The organism is Tropicimonas sp. TH_r6, from assembly GCF_033101155.1.
In the GTDB taxonomy this organism is placed as follows: domain Bacteria; phylum Pseudomonadota; class Alphaproteobacteria; order Rhodobacterales; family Rhodobacteraceae; genus Tropicimonas.
This window is the reverse complement of sequence record NZ_JAWMPX010000001.1, coordinates 352,399-372,731: the sequence shown is the minus strand read 5'-3', so window position 1 is coordinate 372,731 and position 20,333 is coordinate 352,399. Positions and strand designations below refer to the sequence as shown.

The following is a 20,333-nucleotide window of genomic DNA, read 5'->3' as shown; positions in this document are numbered from 1 at the left end:
AAAGCGACTATTGCCTTTCTGGACGCTTTCACCGGCAGACAATTGGCGCTAACACACATGCATGAGCACAGATGAACTCCCTCCCCCCTCCGGACCCGTGACGAAGTCTCATCCGGAGACACGCCGCCCCCTCACGCTCCGCGACGTCTCGGAAGCTTCCGGGGTAAGCGAAATGACGGTTAGCCGGGTATTGCGGAACCGTGGTGATGTGAGCGCAGCGACACGAGAGCGTGTTCTGGCCGCCGCGAAACAACTGGGGTACGTCCCCAACAAGATCGCAGGCGCGCTCGCATCAAGCCGGGTCAATCTCGTCGCAGTCGTTATCCCATCACTGTCAAATCTTGTTTTTCCGGAAGTGATCAACGGGATTTCCTCAGTGCTCGAGGATACGGAGCTTCAACCTGTTCTTGGTGTCACTCACTACCGGCCGGAACAGGAGGAAAAGGTCCTTTACGAGATGCTGAGTTGGCGTCCTTCAGGGGTCATTGTCGCCGGTCTTGAACGCTCCGAATCGTCGCGTGCAATGTTGAGAAATTCGGGGATCCCTGTCGTCGAAATAATGGATGTCGACGGCGAACCCGTGGATTCCATGGTCGGTATTTCTCATCGCCGGGCCGGACGCATGATGGCGCAGGCGATCATCGATTCCGGTTATCGCCGGATTGGATTCCTTGGCTCGAAAATGCCCCTGGACCACCGGGCCCGAAAGCGGCTGGAGGGTTTCACCGATGCATTGGACGCCGCCGGGATTTCGTTGGCCGACCAGGAGTTCTACGAAGGCGGTTCCGGTTTCGGCAAAGGACGCGAGATGACCCAGGCGATTCTCGAGCGGACGCCAGATCTGGACTTTCTGTACTACTCCAATGACCTGAATGGCGCCGGTGGGATGCTCTATTGCCTCGAAAAAGGGATCGCCATTCCTCAGGACCTTGGGATGGCCGGCTTCAACCGGATCGATCTGCTGGATGGTCTGCCGATGCAATTGGCCACAATGGATTCTTGTCGCCGGGAAATCGGTGAAGCCGCTGCACGGATTGTCGCAGAGCGGGCCGGTGCCGATGGTTCGACCGGTGGAGAACAGGTTGTGTTGATGCCAAAGTTGACTTTGGGGGACACCCTTCAACGGAACTGACCGCATCTCATGGACATGCCGATTGTGTTGGCGTTAAACGCCTGCAGGGTACGGTCCGTGTGGTCCGGTGCAGTAGAGCGAGGCCGAAATGATAGAAGTGTCGGTAGTGATCCCGATGAAGAACGAGGAGGCGAATCTCGCGCCTCTGGTGAATGGGATCGCGGAGGCCTGTGAAGGCAAGGCTTACGAAATCATCGTGGTCGATGATGGCTCCGATGACGGCACTCCCTCCGAAGCGCTCCGAATGGCCCAGGAACTCGGCACCGTCCGGTTGGTGTCGCATGCGAATTCGGGCGGACAGAGCGCAGCTGTGCATAGTGGCGTTCTCGCGGCGACAGGGCGTGTCGTTTGCACTCTCGATGGAGATGGACAGAACCCCCCCTCGGAGCTGCCGAAACTGTTCATGCCCCTGCTTGAGGACACAACAGGAAAACTTGGCCTCGTCGCCGGGCAGCGTGTCGCGCGTCAGGACACGTTTTCGAAACGCTGGGCCTCTAAATTCGCCAACGGACTGCGGGGGTGGATCCTGAAGGACGGCACACGCGACACGGGGTGCGGACTGAAAGGTTTCCGCCGGGATATCTTTCTCACGTTGCCGTACTTCGATCACATGCACCGGTATCTTCCTGCACTCTTCCGGAGGGACGGGTGGGAGATTCTTCTCGTCGATGTGAGCCATCGCGAACGGCAGGCGGGCAAGTCGAATTACTCCAATTTCATGCGGGCAATTGTCGGCATTCCGGATCTTCTCGCGGTCTCCTGGCTTATTCGCCGTCGCAAGAAAGCCCAGCCTGAAGAGCTTTTCGCCGAGGTCCAGGAGGCGCCTGAGACATGATCGAACAGGTCTTCCGCATCCTGGCCGTGCAATCCTGGGGCGAGTTCTGGTGGGTCATGATCGGCCTTGGTGGGCAACTGCTCTTCACAGCGCGTTTCCTCGTACAGTGGATTGCGTCAGAACGGGCCGGTCGCTCCGTTATCCCTCTGGTCTTCTGGTATTTCTCGATCGGCGGCGGGCTCGTGCTTTTTGCCTACGCGGTTTATCGTCAGGACCCCGTTTTCATCCTTGGCCAGTCGATGGGTGTATTCATCTATGGCCGCAATCTCTGGCTGATTCATGCCGAACGTCGACGCAACGCTGCCGGCTGACCGCCGCGGATGGTTCTACCCGGCGGCACTGATCGCCTGCGCCATCACGGCATTCCGCATCGCTTTGCTCGCGGCGAACTCGACAGATCTCTTTGTCGATGAGGCGCAGTACTGGCTATGGGGTCAGGAACTCGCTTTCGGGTACTACTCGAAACCACCGTTCATCGGCTGGACGATCCGGGCATTCACCGAGTTGGGCGGATCGGATGCGGAATTCTGGGTCCGGCTGCCGGCGCCGATTCTGCATGGCGTGACCGCCCTTCTCCTCGGCGCAATCGCAGCGCCGCGCGCCGGTAAAATCGCCGCGATATGGGTTACCGCGATCTATCTGACCCTGCCGATGGTGAGCGTCGGCAGCCTGATGATCTCGACCGATACTGTCATGGCCCCGTTCCTTGCATTGGCCCTGCTTGCCTGGTGGCGCGGACTGGACATCGGAGGCTCGCATGTCTGGTCCATCATTGCGGGCGTCGCGCTCGGACTGGCCTTTCTCGCGAAATACGCCGCGATCTACTATGTCCTCGGAGCGGGTCTCGCGGCCATCTTCCTCTGGCAAGGACGGCCAGGATGGGGTCCGGCCCTCTCTGGTGCGGTGGCGTTTCTACTCACGATCTCCCCCAATATCCTGTGGAATCTGGCGAACGGGCTTAGCACTGTAGAACATACCTTGGACAATGCCGACTGGGTTCGGGCACCGGGCGATCGGGCCCAGTTGAACCTGAGTGGACTCGGAGAGTTCCTGGGATCACAGTTCATCATCTTCGGGCCGGTCCTGTTTGCAGCCTTGCTGTGGCTCGGGTTTCGCTATTCCAGCTTGTCTGCCGAACGCCGCTTTGCTCTGTTCTTTTCGCTGCCGATTCTCGCCGTTGTCTCGATTCAGGCCCTTCTCAGCGAAGCGTATGCGAATTGGGCCGCATCGGCCTATCTCGCCGCAACGCTGCTTGTCGTGCCCTGGCTGCTGGAGGGAAGGACGCCCTGGCTTCGCGGCAACCTGATACTGAATGGCGCGGTGGCGATTCTTTTGCCGCTTCTGACGGTGTTCGGAACGGGCTTGCGGGTGGGGCCTGATGGCGATCTGCTTTTGGCACGCTATCTCGGGCGGTCCGAAATGAGCCAGACGATCCTCGATATCGCGGAACGGGAAGGCGTCGGCATCATCGTGGCGGATGACCGCGATGTGCTGGCTGACCTTTTCTACTTCAACCGGGACGGAGATGTGGACGTCTATGCACGCCCGGAAACCGGACGGCCATCAAATCACTACGTGCTGAAATACAGCCTGCCAGAGGAGGTGACCGGCCCTCTCCTCTATGTGCGCAAACGCAACCGGCAACCCGGCAATTGCGCCGCGCCGCTTCTCGAGCATATCGAACCGGAAGATGGCGCTTACGCGCGACGATCCCAGAAGGTCTTCCTTGTTGATGCCAATTGCTTGCGCTAGCGGGTCAGGGAATTGAGCGTTGTCTCGTGGATTGAGCGGCATTTTCGGCGCGACCCGGCCAACAACTCACGGCACAGATTGACAGCACGCGCCAGATGTCCCATTCGCGGTGCGACTTGTCAGGCAGTATCGGAGGCGAAAGAATGAAAATTGCAATGATCGGCACGGGCTATGTTGGCCTTGTCTCGGGCGTATGCTTCTCGGATTTCGGCCATGAGGTTGTCTGTGTCGACAAGAACCCGACCAAGATCGAGATGCTCGAACGCGGTGAGGTGCCGATCTACGAGCCTGGGCTGGACGCGCTGATGGAGCGCAACGTCGCCGCCGGTCGCCTCTCTTTCACCGGCGACCTCGCGAAAGCGGTCGAAGGAGCGGATGCGGTCTTCATCGCCGTCGGCACCCCGACACGCCGCGGCGATGGCCATGCGGACCTGACCTACGTCTATGCCGCGGCCGAGGAGGTCGCGCATTGCCTGAAGGACTACGCGGTGGTCGTCACGAAATCGACCGTACCGGTCGGGACCAACCGTGAAGTGGCGCGGATCGTCTCCGAAGCGCGGCCGGACCTCGAATTCGACGTGGCCTCCAACCCCGAGTTCCTGCGCGAAGGCGCGGCGATCGACGATTTCATGCGTCCGGACCGAGTCGTCGTCGGCGTTACCTCGGATCGCGCCAAGGAGTTGATGGGCGAGGTCTACCGGCCGCTCTTCCTGCGTGACTTCCCGATTGTCTATACGGACCTGGAATCCGCGGAGATGATCAAATATGCCGCGAACGCCTTCCTCGCGACCAAGATCACCTTCATCAACGAGATCGCTGCGCTCTGCGAACGCGTCGGCGCCGATGTCAAATCCGTCTCCAAGGGGATGGGGCTCGACAACCGGATCGGCAACAAGTTCCTTCATGCCGGGCCCGGCTATGGCGGTTCCTGCTTCCCGAAGGACACCAGCGCACTGGCCCGCATCGGGCAGGACTATTCCGTGCCGCAGGAGCTGACCGAGACGGTCATCCGCGTCAATGAATCAATCAAGCGCCGCATGATCGACAAGGTCAAGGAGATGTGCGGAGACAGCTTCAACGGCAAGACCGTGGCCGTGCTCGGCGTCACCTTCAAGCCCAACACGGACGACATGCGGGACTCCCCCTCGCTGACCATCGTTCCGGCCATGGTCGGCGGCGGCGCAAAGGTGCGTGTCGTGGATCCGCAGGGGCGTCGCGAGGGCGAGGGTCTCCTGCCCGGTGTCGAATGGCTGGAAGATGCTTACGAAGCAGCTTCGGGCGCGGATGCGCTGGTTATCCTGACCGAGTGGAACGAGTTCCGTGCCCTCGATCTTGGCCGGGTCGCCGCCTCCATGGCCGCGCCCCGCATGGCGGACCTGCGCAATATCTACACGGCGCAGGATGCCGAAGCCGCCGGTTTCGAGACATATGTCGCCATCGGGCGCTGACCCCATCCCGAGCCGAATAAAGCCCGCTCTGCAGTGATGCAGGCGGGCTTTTTTCTTTCCGATACCGGCAGACCGAGACGATCAGGCGGAGATCGTCGCCGCGACCGCGCGTTTCCAGGCGGCGTATTTCTCGTCGCGATGGGTGTCCTCCAACGACGGTTCGAAACGACGCTCGCGAGACCAGGTCTTCGCGAAACCTGCGCGGTCCGGGTAGAGTCCCGCCTCCATGCCCGCCAGCCAGGCCGCACCAAGCGCCGTGGTCTCCAGGATTTCCGGACGATCGACAGAAGCGCCAATGATGTCGGAGAGGAACTGCATTGCCCAGTCATTCGCCGTCATGCCGCCATCGACTCGCAGCACCGAGTTCGGATCACGCTCCGGCCAGTCAGCTTCCATCGCCTCAAGCAGGTCCCGGGTTTGGAAACCGACACTTTCCAGTGCCGCTTTCGCAAATTCGGCCGGGCCGGTATTCCGTGTCAGTCCGAATATCGCGCCACGGCATTCGGCATTCCAATAGGGCGCGCCGAGGCCGGTGAAGGCCGGAACGAGGATGACATTCTGTTCCGGATCGGCGCTTTGGGCCAGCGGCAGGCTATCGGGGGCAGATTTGATGATCTTCAGCCCGTCTCGCAACCACTGCACCACCGCGCCGGCAATATAGACCGAACCTTCCAGCGCGTAGGTCGGTTTGCCGTTGAACTGGTAGGCGATGGTGGTCAGCAGCCGGTTCTTGGAACGCACCGGCGTGTCGCCGGTATTCAGCAGCGCAAAGCAGCCTGTCCCATAGGTCGACTTGAACATGCCGGGCTCGAAACAGGCCTGGCCGATCGTCGCGGCCTGCTGGTCGCCCGCCACGCCGAGAATCGGGATCGACTCGCCGAATAGCGCCGGGTCGGTCTCGCCAAAGTCGGCAGCGCAATCGCGGACATCGGGCAGCATCTCCACCGGTACGCCCAGCAACTTGCAGATCGACAGGCTCCAACCGCCTTTGTGGATATCGTAGAGCAGGGTGCGCGCGGCGTTGGTGGCGTCGGTCGCGTGGACCTTGCCACCGGTCAGCTTCCAGATCAGAAAGCAATCCACCGTGCCGAAGAGCAACTCGCCCGCTTCCGCCCGCTCTCGTGCGCCCTCGACCGTGTCGAGCAGCCATTTCAATTTGGTGCCGGAGAAATAAGGGTCGAGCAGCAGACCGGTCTTCTCGCTGACAAGTGCCTCATGACCGGCCTCGCGCAGCTCTTCGCAGATTCCGGACGTTCGCCGATCCTGCCAGACGATGGCCCGATGGATCGGCTCGCCGGTCTCCTTGTCCCAGACGATCACTGTCTCTCGCTGGTTGGTGATGCCGATGGCGACGATGTCGGAGGGCTGGAGCGATGCTTTCTCGATCACGCTGCGGCAGGTCCGGACCACGCTGCCCCAGATATCGTCGGGTTCATGCTCGACCCAACCCGAGGCCGGGAAATGCTGGGTGAATTCCTCCTGCGCCGAGTCGCGGATGCGCATCTGGCGGTCGAAGAGGATCGCGCGGCTGGAAGTGGTTCCCTGGTCGATTGCAAGGATATGGGTCATGGCTCCGCCCTGTCTTCTGGGTTGTCCGCCGACACGGTCTCCTCATGCGAACCGGCGGAAGGTTTCTCTCAGGCTGACATGTCGCCGCTTAAACGAAAACGCGTCCTCAGGACGCGTCGGACCTGTCGGGGCGTCGTGCCAGCATGAAGTCTTCAAGCGCCGCGGCCTCTTCCTCGGAGAGCCGTAGTCCAAGCTTGGAGCGGCGCCAGAGGACGTCTTCGGCTGTGCGGGCAAATTCCTTCTCCATCAGCCACACAACCTCTCGTTCCGTGAGGTTGTGGCCGAAATGCTGGCCGAGATCGGCCGCATCGCGCGCCTCGCCGAGCAATGGCCAGAGATCGGTACCGTAGGCCCGCACCAGCCGCTTTGCCCAGGCCGGATCTAGGAAGGGGAAATCGGCTTGCGCCCGGTCGATGAGAGCTCCAACCCCGTCGACCGGAAAATCACCGCCCGGAAGTGGGGCTCCGGCGGTCCATTTCCCGGTGGCACCGGGGACATGGGCGGAGATTTTTTCCAGCGCCGATTCCGCCAGTTTGCGATAGGTGGTGATCTTGCCACCGAAGATGTTCAGCAACGGCGCCCCGCCCGATTTGTCGATCCGCAGCACATAGTCCCGCGTCGCGGCCGTGGCGGAACTGGCGCCGTCATCATAGAGCGGGCGAACACCGGAAAAGCTCCAGACGACATCTTCCTCGGCGATCGGCTTCTTGAAATAGCTGGACGCGAGGGTGATCAGGTATTGCTTCTCTTCCTCGGTGCAGACGGGCTTGGTGTCGGCGCTGCCATGCTCCTTGTCGGTCGTTCCGATCAGGGTGAAATCGGTCTCGTATGGGATGGCGAAGATGATCCGGCCATCGCTACCCTGGAAGAAATAGCACTTGTCGTGGTCAAAGAGCTTGCGGGTGACGATATGCGAGCCGCGCACGAGGCGGACGCTCTCCCGCGTGTCGACATGGACAACGCCGTCGATCACATCCTTGACCCACGGACCCGCGGCGTTGACCAGCATCGAGGCCTGCACTTCGCGACGCGCGCCCGTATCGGCGTTTTCCATCGTGATCCGCCATGTCTCGCCATCGCGAATGGCCTGAATGACCTTGGTACGCACCATGATATGCGCGCCGCGCGCCTCAGCATCGCGGGCATTGAGCGCCACGAGCCGGGAATCCTCGATCCAGCAATCTGAATACTCATAGGCCATGGAGAATTTGTCATCCAGCGGCGCACCGGTCGGATCGTTCTTCAGGTCGACCGATGAGGTTCCGGGCAAGATCTTCCGGCCACCCAGCGTGTCATACATGAAGAGACCAGAGCGGATCATCCAGGAGGGCCGCCGCCCTCTTGTCCAGGGCATGGTCCAGCTGAGCAGCTTGGAGGCTGGCGTCTGCCCATCAAACCGCATGCCCGAATGATAGGGGAGGACGAAGCGCATCGGCCAGCTGATATGGGGCATCGCCCGCAACAGAACCTCACGCTCGATCAGCGCTTCACGGACAAGTCGCACTTCGAAATACTCGAGATAGCGGAGGCCACCATGAAACAGCTTGGTCGACGCCGAGGAGGTGGCAGAAGCGAGATCGTTCATCTCCGCAAGGCCGACTTTCAACCCGCGCCCAGCCGCATCCCGGGCAATGCCGCATCCGTTGATACCGCCGCCGATGATGAAGACGTCAAAAATATCCCGTTCCGGGCGTTTCTTGCTCATGTCGGACTCCGGTCCTTCGCACTCCATTGCCTGCAGAAAGCATGAAATCATGGAGTCGGTCAATCGAATATGTTCGTTTAAGCTCGTTTTCGCGCGAATCTGGGCCGCATTTCCCCTTACTTTCAACGAGGAACAAGAATTTTCAATTTTTCGCTTTCCAAAAGAGAAGATTTCGAACATTTTCGCGCCATGGCACAGAGCTTCCGTCAAACCGACATTCTCGAGCTTGCGCGCAAGCAGGGCAAAGTCACCGTCGAAGACCTGGTGGCGCGCTTTGGCGTGACACATCAGACAATCCGGCGCGACCTGAGCGACCTGGCCGATGCCGGCGAACTCGAACGCGTTCATGGCGGCGCAATGCTACCCTCCGGTGTCTCCAATCTCGGCTACGAGGACCGGCGCGACCTGAATACCAATGCCAAGGCTGAGATCGCGGCAAGATGCGCCGCGACGATCCCCAATGACTGTTCGGTCTTCCTGAATATCGGAACCAGCACCGAAGCGGTGGCACGCGCACTTTTGCAACACCGGAACATGATGGTGATCACCAACAATATCAACGTCGCCAATATCCTCGTTGCCAATCCCGAGATCGACATCATGGTCGCTGGCGGCAAGCTGCGGCGGTCCGATGGCGGCCTCACCGGAGCGACGACGCGCGACGTCATCGAGCAATTCAAGGTGGATATTGCCGTGATCGGCTGCTCGGCACTCGACCATGACGGCGATCTGCTGGATTTTGACATCGAGGAGGTGCATGTCTCGCAGACCATTCTGCAGCAGGCGCGCGCAAGCTATCTCGTGGCGGATCACTCCAAGTTCCAGCGTTCGGCGCCGGCACGGATCGCCTCGCTGGGCGAGATTGACAGCTTCTTTACGGACGCCCCACTCACAGCCTCCCTTGACCGACTGTGCCGCGACTGGGGAACAGACGTCGTTCTGACCTGACAGCCAAGCGGATTTCCGCGGTGCAGGTATCGGCCACACCGGTTGAGGCTCTGGCGCACACGGACCGCAAGCGATATGGGTTCCTGCAGCACGTATGCAAGGTTCAAGGAATGCTGTCCAAACTCTTCCGAAAACGCCCGCCTCAGGTCAGCTTCCAGCCACCCGCACCCGAAGGCGTCGTCGAGATCGTCGGCGACCTGCATGGTCGCGCTGACCTGCTCCAACAACTTCCACCTGTCGAAGAAGGTGCGACGCGAATCCTTGTCGGAGACTATGTGGACAGAGGGCCGGACAGCCGGTCGGTTCTTGAAATCGCCCATGCCCGCAGCGTCGAGGAAGGCTGGATCTGCCTGTTCGGCAATCACGAAGAGATGATGCTGTCCTTCCTGAAAGATCCGGGGCCATCACGTCGTTGGCTCCGGCATGGTGGCCTCCAGACTCTGGAAAGTTTCGGTGTCGGTGGTGTAACCGAGTCCTCGGAAGAAGAACGGCTCCGGGACGCGGCCGCGGCGGTCACCGAGGCTTTGACAGCCGATCTGCGTGAATGGATCGAGGACCTGCCAACGGCATGGACGAGCGGAACGCTCTGTGTGGTTCATGCAGGCCTCGACCCCATGCTTCCCGTCTCGATGCAACCCAGAAGCGTGAAGACCTGGGGGCATCCTGATTTCGGAAGGGTGCCGCGAAGCGACGGAATCTGGGTCGCGCATGGCCACACTATTGTCGATGCGCCCATGGCGGAGAACGGGACCATCTCAACCGATTCCGGCGCCTATGCCACTGGCCGCCTCACCATGGCGCGCGTTGCTCCGGACGGAACAACTCGCTTCGAGGAAGTCTCGCCCAAACGGCGCTAGGAAAATCGCGAATTCGAATTTTTCCAGAAGGGCGGGCTGGGCACGGGAAACGACTGAAATCCGAGAAAAAAGTGGTCGGGACTAGCCGTTCAGCTAGCTTGACTCAGTGTAAAATTTGCCTCAAGTCCGTTGTATATGTAGGTGTGTGGAGTATGTCTTGGGGTACCGACCACGGAAACTCGGCTTCGATTTCACTTGCCCGAAACACGATATGACATTTCGAAACCGGATTTTGGCACGTCAGGATGCATTCTCATGAGCGATCTCGCTGAACCGCTCCGCGCGACGCAGAACGCCCCCCCGGGGCCGTCGTCGCGTGCTGTTCATCTGCAAGGCTTCAAAAAGATCCAAACCGTTCCGGGCGTTTCGCAGGTTGTCTGGGTGTTTGTCGTCAACTGGGTTTTCACATTGCTCGCCCTTCCCAGCTTGTTCGCAGCCGGCCTACTGCTTCTCGTATTGAATCCGCGCTACAATCCCGGGCCGTTGATTTTCCGCCAGAAACGCGTTGGCCGCAACGAACGGGTGTTCACCATTTTCAAGTTCCGGACGATGACGGTTGCACCGGAAGATGCGTCGACCTGCTTCACGGCCAACGAGGCCCGCATCACTCGGCTGGGCGCCGTCCTGCGCAAGTTCCGGATCGACGAATTGCCGAACTTCGTGAACGTCGCACGCGGCGATATGAACGTGATTGGTCCCCGTCCGGACGCCAAGGAGCAAGCGGAAGTCTATGTGAACACGGTCCACGGGTATCGTGAGCGTTTCGAGGTCAAACCCGGGATTACCGGTTTGGCACAAGTGGTTCAGGGTTACGCGGCCTGCGAGGACTCCACGCGCAAGAAGGCCCGCTATGACCGCTTCTACGTCCGCTACCACAGCGCCAAGCTCGATGCTTTCGTGATTGTCCGGACCTTGCAGGTCATGCTCACCGGTTTTGGCAGCCGCTGAACAGCAGACGCGGCGAGAGATAGCGACCTGGGTACATGCGCCGCCGTCATCCTCGGCATCGCTCGCACATGTCGTCTCCGGGACACGACATTGCGCATGCTAACCACCCACGAAGAATCCCTTCCCGGAACATGAGCAAAGACGCCCTGCACGCTATGGCTCAGGGCGTTTTGTTCCGGCATACGTCGCGAGGAATTTTCCGTTCAGGAGCACACCGCTTCAACATGCTACGGAAATCTGGAATCAAACATTTGCTCCGATCCAAGACGACGCGTATGTACCTCCCTAAGAAATGGCTCACCGGCGCAAAAAAGACCGGGAACGAGATGGGACGACGACGCGTAAAGTGCAGGAATACAGACCCGACATAGAAGAGCCGGAAGGGCTCCGGGAATGAGTTCCTGGACGCGATTTCGCAATGCGACCGCTCTGGCATCCTGCCTGCTCTGGGCCGGCGTGGGCGCTTCCAGCGCGCAGGAGTTCTCATACCAACGGGCCAACCAACCGCTCCTGTCGTTCTACGGCATGCCCGGTATGGTCGACATGCCGACTGGCGTTATGCTTCCGGATGCGGAAGTCACGGGAACGTTCTCCTACTATTCAGGCCGCAAGCGCACGGCGCTCGGATTTCAGATCGCGCCATGGCTCTTCGCATCCTATCAGTACTCGATCTCGGATTTCGGAGATCCTGTTAACCTGTATGATCGGGCCTTCGGTCTCTCGGCGCGCCTTTGGAAAGAGAACGCCTGGCGACCCTCCATCGCCATTGGCATCAACGACATGGCCGGCACCAGCGTCTTTGCCTCGGAATACATCTCAGCCACAAAGACCTTCGAGGATCGGCTCAAGGTCACTGCCGGTATCGGCTGGGGTCGTCTCGGTAGCTATAACGGGTTCAAGAACCCTTTGAGTTACATCAACGATAGTTTCGAAACCCGTCCTGAAACGGATTTCGGCGAGGGCGGCACCTTTGAATCCGGTCAGTGGTTTCGGGGCCCGGCGGCCCTCTTTGGCGGTGTCGAGTGGAAGCTCAACGACCAGTGGACCGCCATTCTGGAATACTCCTCGGATGCCTATGAGCGTGAAGTGGACGCAGACGTCTATGAGCACAACACGCCAATCAATCTCGGCCTGCATTACCGGCCAAGCCCGGGGATCAACATCGGCGCCTATGCTCTGAACGGCTCAACAATCGGGATCACCGCCTCTTTCACGGCAAACCCGAAGGCGCCTCCCTTCCGGGACGGCCGCGAGACGGCTCCGCCGCCGGTCTCGCCACGCGCTGGCGGGACCGTCGATCTGGCGGCATGGAACCTGCCGTCGCGCCAGCTCGACGGACAGAGCGAGGCAACGATCCGAGCGCAGGTCGCAACCGCTTTCGAAGCCGACGGGCTTACCCTCGAAGGATTCGAGATCGAGGGCGACAGCGCACGCGTCGCCTTTGCCGGTATCAGGTACAATTCTCGACCGCAGGCACTTGGCCGGGCGTCGCGTATCCTCGCAGCGATGCTTCCGTCACATGTCGAGACCTTCGTGTTGCAACCCCTCGTCTTCGGCCAGGGCACCTCGTCCATCACGATTGTCCGGTCGGATCTCGAGGATCTCGAAGCCGCACCGGACCGTATCTGGAAGTCCTATGTCCGGGCAGAGATCGAGGATGCCGGCGACCTGAGCTTCTCGGACTTCGTGGCGGATGCCTATCCGCAGCACCGCTGGTATGCGCGCCCCTATTTCGCTCCCGCCCTGTTCGACCCCGACGATCCCCTCCGCGCCGATGTCGGCATCGATGTCGGTGGCAGCTATGCACCGCTTCCGGGACTCGTACTCTCCGCGAATTACCGCCAGAAGCTGTTCGGCAATCGGGACGAGTCGACCCGGGAATCGGATTCTGTCCTGCAACATGTCCGCTCCGATGTGGTCGAATACGACAAGAACGGCGCATCCTATATCAGCCACCTGACGGCCGAATACTTCTTCCGTCCGGGGAAGAACATCTACGGCCGCACGACTGCCGGCCTGCTCGAACGGATGTATGGCGGTATCTCCGCCGAACTTCTGTGGAAGCCGACAGAAGGGCCGCTCGCTCTTGGCGGCGAACTGAACTACGTTGTCCAGCGAGATTTCGAGGGTGGTTTCGGCTTTCAGGACTACGATGTCATGACCGGCCACCTCTCGGCGTATTACGAGCTCGGCGGCGGTTATTTCGGACAGGTCGATGCCGGAAAATACCTTGCCGGCGATTACGGCGCGACACTCCAGTTCAGCCGGGACTTCAACAATGGCGTCCGCCTCGGTGCCTTCGCGACGTTCACCGATGTCAGCTATGACGACTTTGGCGAAGGCTCCTTCGACAAGGGCATCTTCGTTGAAGTTCCCTTCGCATGGCTCTCTGGTGTTCCGTCCCGTCAAGGTTTTGCGACTGCAATCCGTCCGATTCAACGCGACGGCGGTGCGCGGCTGGCCGTCCGCAACCGCCTCTATCCCACAGTCAAGACCTACCAGGATCCGGAACTGCGCGAACGCTGGGCGGGGTATTGGCGATGAGACATACCGCAGCGGCCTTGCTGTTGATCCCGGTCATGGCCCTCGCGGGGTGCGACGGAAACGTGGGCCGGCTCGAACGCTTCACCGGCGTCGAACAGAGCGAAGAGTTCAGCATTCCCATTCCCGTCGATGGCTCCAGACCAGTTCTCATGGATGCGGGCCTGGAGAAATTCGGATCGAACGAAGCCCTGGTGCGCGTCTCCAGCCGTGCGGGGGTCGAGATCTGGCGCTCGGAGAGTGGTGACACACTGACCTTGCAGGAGGGCATCGTGCTGGGCACCCGCGCCCTGACACCGGACCTCCTGTCCGTTGAAGCGGCACTGCCGTCCCAATGGTTGGGGGCACCGCGCCCCGCCACTGCGCCGCGCGTGCATCGCTATGTCGATGGCGAAGAACAGGTCTTTATACGCGCCTATAGCTGTGTTCTGTCCGAGACGAGCCCGGTTGAACTATCCCTTGGCACAGAGACTTTGCTGCTGAACCGAACCGACGAAGACTGCTACAACGCGACCCAGAGCTTCACCAACTCCTACTGGATGAACGGTTCGGGTCAAATGGTGTTGTCCCGGCAATGGCTGGGGCCGGAGCTCGAACACCTCGTCCTGAAACACTACCTGCCTTAGCGCCGCCGATCCGAAAGGGTGCCGAAGATGAGAAAAACGAAAATCCTCGCCCTGGCAATGGGAGCCGCATTTGTCCTGTCGTCCTGCGGCGCGATCTACAACAGTCCGCAGGTCACCAGCGGGACAGTCGACGGCACCAAGGTGCGCGTGGTTCCCATCACCGCTGAAACGACCCTCGCTGCGAACCAGACGACCTATCGACCGGCCACCCTGCCCGCGGTCTTCTCGCAATCGGCGGGCAGCGGCGGCGGTCTTCGCGGCTTCGAGTCTCTTCCCGACCCGGCGCTCGAGCCGGAGAACCGCCCGACGAGCCTGTCCAGCCGAATCCCGCCCGAAGCCCCCACTGGTCCCTACCAGATCGGTGTCGGCGATGTCGTCGTCCTGGCAACGCCATCCGGCGGCAACTCGGTGGAAGAACTGTCCGGGCTGCTGGCCGCACAGAACCGGCGACAGGAATATGTGGTACAGGATGATGGTGCGATCTCGATTCCGGATGTCGGTCGGATTCCGATTGCCGGCGACACCATCGACGGCGCGAACGAGAAGGTCTTCCAGGCCCTGGTGCGCAACCAGATCGAGCCGGCCTTCAGCCTGGAAGTCGCGGATTTCAATTCGCAACGCGTGGCGATCGGCGGCGCGGTGCGCACTCCCGCGACGCTGCCGATAGACTTGCAACCTCTCTATCTCGACGAAGCCCTCTCCCGCGTCGGTGGCGCGACGGCCAGTGAGCGGGACTACGACTACGCTTCGGTGCGGATCTATCGCGATGGCGACCTTTACCAGATTCCGTTGAGCGAGCTCTATTCCGACCGCAGCCTGCAGCGAATTACCCTCAAGGATGGCGACAGCGTGTTTGTCGATACCCAATTCGATCTCAACCGGGCACAGGACTATTTCCAGGAACAGATTCAGCTTACCGAGAGCCGTCGGGACGCGCGCCGTGATGCCGTGGATGAGCTCGAAACCGAGATCCTGCTGCGCCGCGCCGAGCTCGACGAGCAACGCGACATTTTCAAGGACCGGCTCGAACTGGGCGCCGAGGACCGCGACTATGTCTACCTGGCCGGCGAGGTCACCAAGCAGCGGCGGTTCCCGCTGCCCTACAATCAGAAGGCTATGCTCGCCGACGCGATCTATGACGATGGCGGCATCCCGACCATCACCGGCAATATCCGCCAGATCTACGTGCTGCGGGGCTCGACCGATCCGCGTGAATTCGGCTCTGTCACGGCGTGGAAACTGGATGCTGGAAACGCGGCGTCGCTAATGCTGTCGACCCGGTTCGAGCTGCGCCCCGACGACATTATCTTTGTCTCCGAACAGGTTGTGACACAGTGGAACCGGATCATCTCCCAGATCACGCCAGGCCTGCTCAACTCGACGATCACCGCGCTGGCGCAGTAAGGCGCGCATCCGCGCCGAGCTTTCTACAACCGCCCCGGCCATACGGGACCACAAAGACACTGCTCCCGCCAGCTCAACCCGGCGGGAGCAGTCGTTTCGAGGCCCGCTCGAGCTGCATGCCTCGCTATGCCTCCATTGACCCGGCCTCACAGCTTGCCTAGCCATTGCACAGGAGGTGGCCCATGACCCAAGCCCTGATTGTGATCGATGTCCAGAACGACTTCTGCCCCGGCGGCGCGCTGGCTGTGCCCGGTGGCGACGAGATCATAGAACGGATCAATGCCATGTTGCCGGACTATCCGGTCCGGGTCTTTACCCAGGACTGGCACCCCGTCGGGCATAGTTCCTTCGCCTCGCAGCATGAGGGCAAATCGCCCTTCGGGTTGATCGAGATGCCCTACGGAGCGCAGGTCCTCTGGCCAGATCACTGCGTTCAGGGCAGCGCGGGCGCCGCATTCCACCCCGCCCTGCAGACAGATCCCGCCGATCTCATCATTCGCAAGGGCTTCCGGCGCGAGATCGACAGCTATTCCGCCTTCTTCGAGAATGACCACAGCACCCCGACCGGGCTGGAGGGCTATCTCAGAACGCGGGGCGTGGACTCACTCGTCATGGTCGGTCTGGCCACCGATTTCTGCGTCAACTATTCCGCCCTGGATGCCGCGCATCTTGGTTTCCGGGTTGAGGTCGGCCTTGAAGCCTGCAGGGCGATCGACCTGGACGGGTCACTCGCTGCCGCTCTGGACGGAATGTCAGATGCGGGAATCGTCCTGACCGATCATTGAGCCAGGAAGAGTTAACCAGTCTGGAAGGCTTTTTTGCTTTCAATCACCACGAAGAGGCCGACCAACACATCCGTCGACCCGTCCTGTGGAGCGAATATGGACCTCGGAACCAAGGCAGCGGACAAGGCACTGGAGGCGTTCCAGGCAAAGCGCTCGTCTGAGGGGCGCTTTCTCTCCTATTGTCGCGGACGGGTGCGAAGTCTTCCGGACAGAATAATCATCATCCCAATTCTGTTTCCGATCCTGCTCTATGTTGGCGGCACAACGATTGCCCTGATCGGAGCCCTGGTCTCCATCTCAGGCGAGTTGCTGGACGTGGCGGTTCTGAAACGATTCGGGCGTCGCCGATCGATGGACGGTCAGGTTTCTGTCGCGATGGGCATTGCCACCCTGACAGGCGGAATCCAGGCCTTGGCAAATACCTATGGCGTGGCGCTGATCTATACGCTCGGTGGTAGCGAGGCCCGCATCCTCGCCGGCGCCGCCTGCTTTGCGGGCATCCTGGATGCCGCCTTGTTGCTGTCGGCTCACCGCGGAGCCGCGATAGCACGAATCCTGGTGTATGGCGTCGCATTGCTGGTGATCGCCATCCAGGAGGTGGGTGTCACCGGTCACGTTGACGATGCCCTCCTATTCGATCTTCTGAGCGTCTCCTTCCTGCTCTACATCTGTTGGACTGTTGTCCGCAAAGTATTCAAATTGCAGAACATCCGAAACGCCACGCGAATGGATATGCTCGAGCGCGCGCAGGAACTGGCACATGTGAATGATGCGCTGGTCCAGTCCCGAAACACTGCGAAGCGCCTTGCGCTCGTCGCCGAACGAGCAAATGACAGCGTCGTCATCACGGACCAAAATGGCGTCATCACATGGATCAATCGCGCTTTCTCCAAAGTGACCGGCTATTCCTACACGGAAGCTATCGGGCGCAATGTCAGCTTCCTCCAAGGGCCTCAGACCGATCCCGCCGCCTCGGAGGCGCTGCTTCGCGCCCGGGAAGAGGTCAGCCCCATCCGCCTCGAGATCATGTGTCACCATAAGGACGGCTCACCGATCTGGATCGAGGCCAATACCTGCCCGCTTTTCGACGACACAGGAGAGGTGTTGAGCATCGTCAGTATCGAACGCGATATCGGCGAGGCAAAGGAACGCGAACATGCGCTGGCAGAGGCCCGCCGCGTCGCCGAGAACTCCGAGCGCGCCCGGCACAATTTCCTGGCGACCATGAGCCACGAGATTCGGACACCTATGAACGGGGTCATCGGAACGACGGATCTGCTGCTGGAAACGGATCTCGACAATCAACAAAATGCGCTGGTGCGGACCATCGCGGCATCCGGCGAGTCCCTGCTCGGAATCATCAACGACATTCTGGATTTCTCAAAACTTGAAGTCGGCCGACTCGAAGTCGCCCAGGAACCGTTCTCACCCAGTGACTGCTTTCGTTCCGCCGTCGATCTCGTCCAACCCCTTGCGGATGCGAAGGAAGTGTCGCTCGACCTCGTGCTGCCGGCAAGCCTGCCGCAAAGCGCCATCGGCGACAATCGCCGTCTCGCTCAGGTTCTGCTGAACCTGCTGGGAAATGCGATCAAGTTCACCGAGACCGGCGGCGTCAGGCTGGAAGTGTCGGTTCGACTGGAACAAGGCAACTGCCACTACCTGATCGCTGTGCGGGATACCGGGATGGGAATCCCACCCGAAAAGCTGGATTGGATCTTCGAAAGCTTCTCCCAAGCAGACTCGAGTATTGCCGGCCGGTTTGGCGGCACAGGCCTGGGTCTGACGATTTCGCGACTTCTCGTTCAGGCGATGGGCGGCGAGATTTCGGTGGCGTCGGCACCCGGTGAAGGATCGGTCTTCTTTGTCTCACTGACCTTGCCACTTGCCGAGACCTCGGAAGCATTCCCGATTGCCGATGCCACCCTGGAGTTCGATCAGGCCGGTCTTCTGGAGGGTTTGACGGTGCTTGTCGCCGAGGACAACCGGACCAATATCCTGCTTCTTGAGCGGATGCTCCATGGAACGGGAGTTCGGACGAAGCTTGCCATCAACGGACGGGAAGCCGTCGAGATGTTCCGCTTGCAAAGACCGGATGTTGTCCTGATGGACATGCACATGCCGATCATGGACGGGCTCGCGGCGACGCGGGCCATTCGGGAAATCGAGACCGGGACCGGTGGAGTGGCCACACCGATCATCGCGCTCACCGCGAACGCTTTTCCGGAAGACCGGGACCTGTGTATGGACGCCGGAATGAACGGGTTTGTCACCAAACCCTTCCGGAAGCGAGATCTTTTGTTGGCGCTCAATGATTTCATACCGCGCGACAGCTCCGGTTCGAAAGACGCTGGACGGCCGAAAGCGCTCCACAAAGGCGCTTAGGTTCGCCTCTTTCCTTCCGGCGCGCGTGTCGATAGCCTGAACCGTACTGTAAGAGAAAGGGTCGCTTCATGGTGGATATCGCCACGCGCGTTTGGAACCACAAATGGAAGATCGACCCGATCGTCCGCTCAATGATCGACTTGGATTTTTACAAGCTGTTGATGTGTCAGTCGATCTTTCGCAACAAGCCTGATGCCCGCGTCGAATTCTCCCTGATCAACCGGAGTTCGGATATCCATCTGGCCGAGTTGATCGACGAAGGGGAGTTGCGGGAACATCTCGACTATGCCCGCTCCCTGTCCCTGACGCGCGGCGAGAGCACCTGGCTGCGCGGCAACACCTTCTACGGCAAGCGCCAGATGTTTCGGCCGGATTTCATGGAATGGTTCGAGCAAATGCGCCTGCCGGAATACAAGTTGGAAAAACGCGACGGGCAATACGAGCTGAGCTTCGAAGGGGCCTGGCACGAGGTCATGCTCTGGGAAATCCCGGCCTTGACGATCCTGATGGAACTGCGTGGCCGGGCTGTCCTGAATCAGATGAAGAAATTCGAGCTGCAGGTGCTCTACGCGCGCGCGATGACCAAGCTCTGGGAAAAGGTCGAGAGACTGCGAAAGGTGCCTGACCTGAAGATCGCGGATTTCGGCACGAGACGTCGCCATTCCTTCCTGTGGCAGGACTGGTGCGTCCAGGCGATGATGGAAGGACTCGGCGATACCTTTATCGGGACGTCCAACTGCCTGATCGCAATGCGGCGTGAGGTCGAGGCAATCGGGACGAATGCCCATGAACTGCCCATGGTCTATGCCGCGCTGGCCGAGGACGATGCCGCATTGGCACAGGCGCCCTACCAGGTCCTGGAGGATTGGCAGGACGAGCATGATGGAAACCTGCTTATCATCTTGCCAGACACCTACGGAACCAAGGGCTTTCTCGAACGAGCACCCGATTGGCTTGCAGGATGGACCGGAATCCGGATCGACAGCGGAGACCCCGTGGAAGGCGCCGAGACGGCAATCGCATGGTGGGAATCGCGCGGGGAAGATCCTCGTGAAAAACTTGTCATCTTTTCGGATGGTCTAGACGAGGACCGGATCATCGACTTGCACCACCGATTCAACGGCCGTGTCCGAGCGAGTTTCGGCTGGGGCACCCTGCTCACAAATGACTTCATGGGGCTCGTGCCAGACGATGCCTTGCGACCGTTTTCGCTCGTCTGCAAGGCTGTTGCGGCCAATGGCATGCCGACCGTCAAACTGTCCGACAATCCCAACAAGTCGATGGGGCCGCCCGAGGAGGTCGCGAGATACAAGCGTGTATTTGAGGTCGGAGAACAGACACCAATTGCGGTGACAGTCTAGGGGCACGCTACAGCCGACCGAAGAGTCGTCTTGGCGCGAC

General features: G+C 60.4%; 16 protein-coding genes. 14 read left to right on the top strand and 2 right to left on the bottom strand.

Translation table 11 applies throughout. From position 1 onward, the window contains the following. Nucleotides 1-61 precede the first annotated feature (61 nt). The 5 genes from R3X27_RS01650 (at nucleotide 62) to R3X27_RS01630 (ending at nucleotide 5,167) form a co-directional block, all read left to right on the top strand. Nucleotides 62-1,132: a LacI family DNA-binding transcriptional regulator gene (locus R3X27_RS01650; protein ID WP_317707069.1), complete on the top strand. Its 1,071-nt coding sequence runs from the start codon at nucleotides 62-64 to the stop codon at nucleotides 1,130-1,132. Between the two features lie 88 nt (nucleotides 1,133-1,220). Next, the gene (locus R3X27_RS01645; RefSeq protein ID WP_317707068.1) at nucleotides 1,221-1,967 is read left to right on the top strand and encodes a glycosyltransferase family 2 protein; all 747 of its coding nucleotides are present in this window, start codon (nucleotides 1,221-1,223) and stop codon (nucleotides 1,965-1,967) included. Further along, complete coding sequence (locus R3X27_RS01640; RefSeq protein WP_317707067.1) at nucleotides 1,964-2,278, top strand: lipid-A-disaccharide synthase N-terminal domain-containing protein; 315 nt, start codon at nucleotides 1,964-1,966, stop codon at nucleotides 2,276-2,278. Before R3X27_RS01645 ends, R3X27_RS01640 begins: the two co-directional genes overlap by 4 nt. Then, on the top strand, nucleotides 2,247-3,719 hold the full coding sequence (locus tag R3X27_RS01635) for an ArnT family glycosyltransferase (RefSeq protein WP_317707066.1): 1,473 nt from the start codon (nucleotides 2,247-2,249) through the stop codon (nucleotides 3,717-3,719). The genes R3X27_RS01640 and R3X27_RS01635 overlap by 32 nt, the downstream gene beginning before the upstream one ends. Nucleotides 3,720-3,862: 143 nt before the next feature. After that, nucleotides 3,863-5,167 carry a UDP-glucose/GDP-mannose dehydrogenase family protein gene (locus tag R3X27_RS01630; protein ID WP_317707065.1) on the top strand — a complete coding sequence of 435 codons (1,305 nt, stop codon included), beginning with the start codon at nucleotides 3,863-3,865 and terminating at the stop codon, nucleotides 5,165-5,167. A gap of 81 nt (nucleotides 5,168-5,248) precedes the next feature. Here the strand turns inward: R3X27_RS01630 and glpK are convergent, their stop codons facing one another. Beyond that, the gene (gene glpK / locus R3X27_RS01625) at nucleotides 5,249-6,736 is read right to left on the bottom strand and encodes a glycerol kinase GlpK (protein ID WP_317707064.1); all 1,488 of its coding nucleotides are present in this window, start codon (nucleotides 6,734-6,736) and stop codon (nucleotides 5,249-5,251) included. Between the two features lie 106 nt (nucleotides 6,737-6,842). Next, the gene (glpD, locus tag R3X27_RS01620) at nucleotides 6,843-8,441 is read right to left on the bottom strand and encodes a glycerol-3-phosphate dehydrogenase (RefSeq protein ID WP_317707063.1); all 1,599 of its coding nucleotides are present in this window, start codon (nucleotides 8,439-8,441) and stop codon (nucleotides 6,843-6,845) included. Nucleotides 8,442-8,630: 189 nt separating this feature from the next. On the opposite strand from glpD, the gene R3X27_RS01615 reads away from it, so the two are divergent. From R3X27_RS01615 to pncB, 9 genes are all read left to right on the top strand, one after another. After that, nucleotides 8,631-9,389 (top strand): DeoR/GlpR family DNA-binding transcription regulator, encoded by a 759-nt coding sequence (locus R3X27_RS01615; RefSeq protein WP_317707062.1) that lies wholly within the window; start codon nucleotides 8,631-8,633, stop codon nucleotides 9,387-9,389. A gap of 110 nt (nucleotides 9,390-9,499) precedes the next feature. Beyond that, nucleotides 9,500-10,246, top strand: coding sequence for a metallophosphoesterase (locus R3X27_RS01610; RefSeq protein ID WP_317707061.1), 747 nt, complete (start codon nucleotides 9,500-9,502; stop codon nucleotides 10,244-10,246). A gap of 255 nt (nucleotides 10,247-10,501) precedes the next feature. Beyond that, nucleotides 10,502-11,194, top strand: coding sequence for a sugar transferase (locus R3X27_RS01605; protein ID WP_317707060.1), 693 nt, complete (start codon nucleotides 10,502-10,504; stop codon nucleotides 11,192-11,194). A 393-nt stretch (nucleotides 11,195-11,587) separates the two neighbouring features. Continuing rightward, on the top strand, nucleotides 11,588-13,738 hold the full coding sequence (locus R3X27_RS01600; RefSeq protein WP_317707059.1) for a YjbH domain-containing protein: 2,151 nt from the start codon (nucleotides 11,588-11,590) through the stop codon (nucleotides 13,736-13,738). Next, nucleotides 13,735-14,361: a YjbF family lipoprotein gene (locus tag R3X27_RS01595; protein ID WP_317707058.1), complete on the top strand. Its 627-nt coding sequence runs from the start codon at nucleotides 13,735-13,737 to the stop codon at nucleotides 14,359-14,361. The genes R3X27_RS01600 and R3X27_RS01595 overlap by 4 nt, the downstream gene beginning before the upstream one ends. Nucleotides 14,362-14,388: 27 nt before the next feature. After that, nucleotides 14,389-15,765 carry a polysaccharide biosynthesis/export family protein gene (locus R3X27_RS01590; RefSeq protein ID WP_317707057.1) on the top strand — a complete coding sequence of 459 codons (1,377 nt, stop codon included), beginning with the start codon at nucleotides 14,389-14,391 and terminating at the stop codon, nucleotides 15,763-15,765. A 182-nt stretch (nucleotides 15,766-15,947) separates the two neighbouring features. Further along, nucleotides 15,948-16,550, top strand: coding sequence for a bifunctional nicotinamidase/pyrazinamidase (pncA, locus tag R3X27_RS01585; protein WP_317707056.1), 603 nt, complete (start codon nucleotides 15,948-15,950; stop codon nucleotides 16,548-16,550). A gap of 96 nt (nucleotides 16,551-16,646) precedes the next feature. Continuing rightward, nucleotides 16,647-18,932: a PAS domain-containing hybrid sensor histidine kinase/response regulator gene (locus R3X27_RS01580; RefSeq protein WP_317707055.1), complete on the top strand. Its 2,286-nt coding sequence runs from the start codon at nucleotides 16,647-16,649 to the stop codon at nucleotides 18,930-18,932. A 68-nt stretch (nucleotides 18,933-19,000) separates the two neighbouring features. After that, complete coding sequence (gene pncB, locus R3X27_RS01575; protein ID WP_317707054.1) at nucleotides 19,001-20,293, top strand: nicotinate phosphoribosyltransferase; 1,293 nt, start codon at nucleotides 19,001-19,003, stop codon at nucleotides 20,291-20,293. Nucleotides 20,294-20,333 lie beyond the last annotated feature (40 nt).

Coding starts and splice junctions, on each gene's coding strand:
- R3X27_RS01650 (WP_317707069.1), top strand. CDS start 62: ATGAGCACAGATGAACTCCCTCCCCCCTCCGGACCCGTGACGAAGTCT.
- R3X27_RS01645 (WP_317707068.1), top strand. CDS start 1,221: ATGATAGAAGTGTCGGTAGTGATCCCGATGAAGAACGAGGAGGCGAAT.
- R3X27_RS01640 (WP_317707067.1), top strand. CDS start 1,964: ATGATCGAACAGGTCTTCCGCATCCTGGCCGTGCAATCCTGGGGCGAG.
- R3X27_RS01635 (WP_317707066.1), top strand. CDS start 2,247: ATGCCGAACGTCGACGCAACGCTGCCGGCTGACCGCCGCGGATGGTTC.
- R3X27_RS01630 (WP_317707065.1), top strand. CDS start 3,863: ATGAAAATTGCAATGATCGGCACGGGCTATGTTGGCCTTGTCTCGGGC.
- glpK (WP_317707064.1), bottom strand. CDS start 6,736: ATGACCCATATCCTTGCAATCGACCAGGGAACCACTTCCAGCCGCGCG.
- glpD (WP_317707063.1), bottom strand. CDS start 8,441: ATGAGCAAGAAACGCCCGGAACGGGATATTTTTGACGTCTTCATCATC.
- R3X27_RS01615 (WP_317707062.1), top strand. CDS start 8,631: ATGGCACAGAGCTTCCGTCAAACCGACATTCTCGAGCTTGCGCGCAAG.
- R3X27_RS01610 (WP_317707061.1), top strand. CDS start 9,500: ATGCTGTCCAAACTCTTCCGAAAACGCCCGCCTCAGGTCAGCTTCCAG.
- R3X27_RS01605 (WP_317707060.1), top strand. CDS start 10,502: ATGAGCGATCTCGCTGAACCGCTCCGCGCGACGCAGAACGCCCCCCCG.
- R3X27_RS01600 (WP_317707059.1), top strand. CDS start 11,588: ATGAGTTCCTGGACGCGATTTCGCAATGCGACCGCTCTGGCATCCTGC.
- R3X27_RS01595 (WP_317707058.1), top strand. CDS start 13,735: ATGAGACATACCGCAGCGGCCTTGCTGTTGATCCCGGTCATGGCCCTC.
- R3X27_RS01590 (WP_317707057.1), top strand. CDS start 14,389: ATGAGAAAAACGAAAATCCTCGCCCTGGCAATGGGAGCCGCATTTGTC.
- pncA (WP_317707056.1), top strand. CDS start 15,948: ATGACCCAAGCCCTGATTGTGATCGATGTCCAGAACGACTTCTGCCCC.
- R3X27_RS01580 (WP_317707055.1), top strand. CDS start 16,647: ATGGACCTCGGAACCAAGGCAGCGGACAAGGCACTGGAGGCGTTCCAG.
- pncB (WP_317707054.1), top strand. CDS start 19,001: ATGGTGGATATCGCCACGCGCGTTTGGAACCACAAATGGAAGATCGAC.